This is a genomic window from Candidatus Neomarinimicrobiota bacterium, from assembly GCA_022560655.1.
Lineage (GTDB): Bacteria > Fidelibacterota > Marinisomatia > SCGC-AAA003-L08 > TS1B11 > JADFSS01.
In genome coordinates, this window is record JADFSS010000109.1 from 1 (window position 1) to 5139 (window position 5139).

4 protein-coding genes are annotated in these 5139 nt (G+C 54.8%); 1 reads left to right on the forward strand and 3 read right to left on the reverse strand.

What is annotated here, in order from left to right; genetic code table 11:
* Both IH971_10800 and IH971_10805 read right to left on the reverse strand, forming a co-directional pair.
* Window positions 1–1565, reverse strand: a 1565-nt coding sequence (locus tag IH971_10800; protein MCH7498320.1) for a hypothetical protein, incomplete at its 3' end; no start/stop codon positions are given.
* 315 nt (window positions 1566–1880) lie between these two features.
* On the reverse strand, window positions 1881–2234 hold the full coding sequence (locus IH971_10805) for a hypothetical protein (protein MCH7498321.1): 354 nt from the start codon (window positions 2232–2234) through the stop codon (window positions 1881–1883).
* Between the two features lie 215 nt (window positions 2235–2449).
* Between IH971_10805 and IH971_10810 the strand changes: the two genes are divergently transcribed.
* Entirely contained in the window at window positions 2450–3799 is a 1350-nt protein-coding gene (locus tag IH971_10810) for a mechanosensitive ion channel (GenBank protein MCH7498322.1), read from the forward strand.
* Window positions 3800–3901: 102 nt separating this feature from the next.
* Here IH971_10810 and IH971_10815 read toward each other — a convergent pair whose 3' ends face one another.
* Window positions 3902–4285 carry a hypothetical protein gene (locus IH971_10815; GenBank protein ID MCH7498323.1) on the reverse strand — a complete coding sequence of 128 codons (384 nt, stop codon included), beginning with the start codon at window positions 4283–4285 and terminating at the stop codon, window positions 3902–3904.
* Between the last annotated feature and the right edge of the window lie 854 nt (window positions 4286–5139).

Consider the following 5139-nt stretch of genomic DNA (forward strand, 5'->3'; position numbering starts at 1 on the left):
TAATTTCTGGTCCAGATCAGATGAAAACTATTTAAGCCCCGGAAAAAGGAGTTGAGGGGATCCAGAAGCATGGCCCTCTCCATGTGGCTAGTGGCCTCATCAGGACGCAACATCATATGGAGGAAATGTCCATAAAAAATGTGCGCGTCGGCGTTACTGGGATTAATGGCGAGGGCCTTTTTAAAGGCAGCCTCTGCCGCGGGCCAATCCCAACCTGTCCAGGCATGTAAGACCGCCAATATTCGTTGGGCCTCAGATTGTGTGCTGTCCAGCCTAACGGCTTCTCTGGCAGCCTTCCTTTCCTCGCGCATTGCTTCGAATGGAGAGCCTATCCCCAGTACTTTCCGACTGGCCCATATCATTGCAATACCAGCCTGGGACTTGGCAAAGTTTGGCGCGATGTTTAAAGATTCGTCGTAGTATTCGATGGCCAGGTCGAAGTCCTGCGGAGTGAAGCTATACGAGTGGAAGCGGCCCCTCAAGTAGGCCTCATAGGCTGCAGGATTCACTTCATCAGCACTCGCAAGGTCGGTTTTCTCCTGAGTAGTTAATTTTATATTGATTTTCTCGGCGAGTGCCAAGGCGATCTCATTATACATGATGTATGCCCTGCTAAGACGTCGATGGTGCTCGTGGCTCCACAGATTTCTTTCGACGGGGTGGGATTGTATCAGCTGAAGACGAATCCCTACGCTGTCTCCCGTTTGAATCACGGCCACCTCAATCAGGGCATCGACATTTAGTTCTTCCGCGATTTGAGCGATTGATTTATCACTATTCAGATATTGCATCGCAGAACGTCTAGAGACGACCCGGAGTGAACTTATCTGGGATAGTGCACCTAGGAGTCCGTCATACATGCCTGAGACTAGATACTTTTGCTCCGCTAAGCCGGTCTCATCAGTGAAAGGAAGGAGAGCGATAGAGTTAATTTTTGGCCCACGTCCTACAACCAAGTAAAGAATAAATGCAAATGTCGCAATCGCAGCTGGAGCAATGAATCGCCATCTTTTTGGCTCCTTCTCAAGTTTTGCGACCACATCCGCCAGCCGGGTCTCCGGGAGGCCATGCGAAGTAATGCTGTAAACCTTGACCTCTTGTTGCACCCCCTTGAGTTTGGGCTGACCGATATATGTCGCGGAGAACTCCGGGTCGCCTGAAATATCGCGGTAGACCTTGTCCGAAACCGCGACCCCGCCAACTGCCGAAAACACCTCGATCCTTGAAGCAATGTTGACGTCGTCGCCAAAAATATCGCCGTCTTGCTCAATAATGTCGCCTTGGTGGATGCCGATACGGAGGTTGAGATTTTCAATATCCCGCACGGCCTCCTGAATGTGTATGGCGCAATCAAGCGCGCGATGGGAACTGGAAAAACTGAGCAGCAGGCCATCGCCCAGTTCCTTGAGCCAACTGCCCCCGAACTTCTCCACAATTGGCTTGAGAAGTTCGCGCTGCTTATTCAGGAGCGCGAGGGCTCCTACCTCATTTTTTGCCGAAAAGGCTGTGAACCCGGCTATGTCGGTAAACATGATGGCCGCCAGGCGTCGCTTAGATTCGCTCATTGGGACTGCATCTCTAAACGGAACGCCCGCCACCGGCGGAGCTCATCAATGGAGCCTGATATTCGTGATTGTTGGGGCATCGAGTTGGTATCGTCGTCGGACTAAATATACGCGCAGCTCGACTGGATACCAAAGGCTCTAAGGCGATCACCTTGGGGGCAAATTGACGGAGGCTGCTTCTTTGTCCCTACCTATGCTTCTCAGGTGTCCGCGATCTGAATCACCCAGACCGCCTGTCGCCAAACGTTCAATCCGGCGACCTACCGACAGAAGGATAAGCAGCGTATCCGGCAGGTATCCGGGTGGGAGGCTGTTTCAGATCTGAAAGGCGGGCCGTTCCTCGCTGAGATCGGCCCACAACTGGCGGGTAAGGTAGGGCGTCACGGACTCGCCAAACACCTTTTCCAGGTATTCCCTCGGGAACTTGAGATAGCACTCGGTCACGGTGACGTGGGCGTGTCCCCGCGGTCCCTTGACATAGTAAATATCGCCCGTGTGGTAATATTCAGTGAGATCAAAAGTATGGCGGAGACTGTGCAATGAGCGGCCTTTCGGATCAAGACCCGCGGCCTTCATGGCTGTCCGGACGGCCATACTCATGCTATCGGGATGATAGGGACTGTTTGCAATGAGTTCAATTTCAGGAACGAGATCAATGGGCAGTGCCACCAGTCCATCTCGGCGGCCTTTCGTACGCCGGAGGTGCCGCCTCTCCCGGCAACGCTCACGACTCGTCCCATTGGGCGAACGGCACAATATGCGTCTTTGGTCGGGCATTTTCCACCTAAATTATCGTCTCGCATGGCAGGCGGGGGAGAAATCCAGGCGGCAGGCAAAGCCTTTATACCCCTCTGCTGAACTACGGCATATTCCGGGAGAGTGACATGGAGACGGTATTCAGTACCCAGTTCATCACCGATTTCTTTCGCATGATGAGCGCGTGGTTTCTTGAAAATGTGCTGGTAATAGGCAATTTGGTCCAGGTTGCCGTAGTTCTTCTCCTGGTGCTGTTCGGCAATCTCCTGGGCAAGCGGTTTCAACCGCGCTTACCTGCACGGGTCGAGACTCTCCTGCGCCGCAATGTTCTGCTTACCAACCTCTTTGGTACGGTTACCAAACTGCTACCGACCGTCTATGCGCTCGGTCTCATTGGGATCAGCGCACTACTGTATCGGCAGCTCGGCATCTCCCCGGTCATCGTTAACCTGGTGGCCACCCTGTTGCTGGCCTGGATCGTCATCAAACTGGCCACCGCAGTAATCCCAGACCCCTTTTGGTCCCGCAGCATTGCCATCGGGGCCTGGTCCTTAGCCGCTCTGAACATTCTCGGCATTCTACGGCCCGCGGCGGCCTTCTTGGATCTCCTGGGATTTAGAATCGGAGAGGTGAACATCACCGTACTCTCCCTGATCCAGACGTTCATTTTCCTGTTTGTCGCCTGGCGTCTGGGCCGTTGGCTCGGCGACTACATCGAAAAGCGCCTCACCAGGATTTCAACACTGTCGGCCTCCACGCAGATTCTGTTCAGCAAGATCGTCAAGATCACGGTCTACGTCATCGTGATCCTCATCGCTCTGAGCAGCGTGGGAATAGACTTATCCGCGTTTGCGTTTTTCAGTGGCGCTCTCGGTGTCGGCATCGGTTTCGGGCTTCAGAAAGTCGTCTCCAACTTTATCAGCGGCATTATCCTGCTCACCGACAGGTCCATCAAGCCCGGAGATGTCGTGCAGGTAGGCGACGTATATGGCTGGATTTCCAGCCTGCGTGGGCGTTACGCCTCCGTTGTCACCCGTGACGGCCATGAGTACCTGATACCTAACGAAGATTTTCTCACCCAGCAGGTAGTCAATTGGTCCTACTCAGACAACCTGATTCGGCTGCATGCCATGATTGGAGTCTCATACCAGTCGGACATTCATAAAGCCAGGGAATTGGTTCTGGAGGCCGCCCGTGAGGTCCCGCGGGTCCTCACGTATCCCGAGCCCAACTGCTTGCTGGCCGAATTTGGGAACAATTCCGTCGAATTGGACCTCGGGTTCTGGATCGACGATCCCAAAAATGGTGTCCGCAACGTGAAAAGCGAGGTACTGCTGAAAGTCTGGGATAAGTTTCATGAAAATGGGATCGAAATCCCCTTCCCCCAGCGTGATGTGCATCTCGACGCCAGGCAACCCCTGGCCGTAAGCCTGGTAAGTGAAACGGCTGGGGAGCAGCCCGTCACAGCGACAAAATAGCGACTGGCTGGCAAGTCCCCGTCTTGACGCTGGGGCCTTCTAAGCCGTGACCGGAAGAATCCGCCGGGGTGGGTTCAGGTATGAGAGTTAGGCGGCGATCCGCTAGGGCCGCTGAGCAGGGGACTGAGGCCTAATACTGGCGTCCCCTACCAGGATGTGCGTTTCCGCGATGAGATTCGCGTGGCCGAGCTCTTTTTCAAGGGCGGCCAACCTGTTCTCCTCACCGCGATAGATAACGTGCAGCACAGTGAAATGCTCGCAGTCGGCTGCATCGGCGCATGACCAGCGAATATCGTGGACCAAATGACGGTGCGGCACCTTGCAAAAAGGGGGACAAAAGGCGTCACCGTAGTTGACGACGCGCACTTGCTCGCTATCCCTGTCCGGGAAGTATATGACCGCGCTGGAGCGAATGATACTGGAGCGGTAGTTGACCCCGCCGGCCATCAATACCGCGAAAAGAACTAGCTTTACTGCCCAATGCATGCTTTCGTCTCCACCGTTGTGTGGCGCAAGAATAGTGCCAACAGGATTAGCGGCCATGGTCCACCGGAGCGTGAAAAGGCCCAAGGCCATTGTTCGTCAACTAACGCCCATCCCCCTTGGCAGCCCCGCAGCTTGGCGAATCCGGTTCCATATCCGGCTCCGGGTGCGGTTCTTTGCGGGAGTTTGCGCGATCAGAAGAAAGCTGGAGAGTCGCCGGCCACGGACAAGAAAAAGCAATTTCCGACGACAAATTCGCGTGTAGCGCGTAGGGGAATCGAACCCCTGTTGCCAGATCGAAAATAAGGTGACAGCTCGTCGAGAAACTAATACCCGTATCCGGTCCGTATCCGGGAAAATGACTTTAGTTGTGACTTTTTGCTGCTTCAGCAGCACCAGATTGACCGACCTGGTGACCTCGGGTGTCACCAGCCGGACGATGTAGATGCCGGTGGGCTACTCCCCTGCGGCAGGGAACAATCCGTTTGCTGGCAATTTGATATTAGCAGTAACTTCAGGCCAGGATGAAACTCAAAGCCACATTTGCACTTTTGGTCTGGATCGCTCCGCTAGTGTCACCGTTGTTCCCGTCTCAGGCGGACTGCGAGAGCCCCTGCTGCATGGTAGAAGTGGGCGTCTGCCACTCGGAAATGTCCATGCAGGCATGCTTCGCCGTGGATGTAGAAGTGGTACCTCATACGGTTCCGGCAGTTGTAGCGCCACAGTACAAGAGCGCTGCCTTGCCAGCGTACAGCGTGCGCTACACGGGTGGAGCCAGCGCAAACCGACCCTTGGCCTTGTCAGGGAAGGGCGAGTTCGCCTGGACCTTTCATCCCCCCCAGCTGATTCCCCTTCTG